Consider the following 214-nt stretch of genomic DNA (forward strand, 5'->3'; position numbering starts at 1 on the left):
AGGCCGAGCAGGAGGCGAAGCAGGAGCAGAAGGAGAAGGAACAGGAGGCCAAGCAGGAGCAACTGCAGCAGGAGCAGGAGGCCAAGCAGGCCGAGCAGGAGGCCAAGCAGGAGCAGAAGGAGAAGGAACAGGAGGCCAAGCAGGAGCAACTGCAGCAGGAGCAGGAGGCCAAGCAGGCCGAGCAGGAGGCCAAGCAGGAGCAGAAGGAGAAGGA

General features: G+C 63.1%; 1 protein-coding gene. It reads left to right on the forward strand.

What is annotated here, in order from left to right; genetic code table 11:
* Positions 1 to 214: hypothetical protein (locus EHS43_RS49080; RefSeq protein ID WP_185806711.1), on the forward strand; the 214-nt coding region annotated here is incomplete at both ends.

This window comes from Streptomyces sp. RP5T, from assembly GCF_003933965.1.
Lineage (GTDB): Bacteria > Actinomycetota > Actinomycetes > Streptomycetales > Streptomycetaceae > Streptomyces.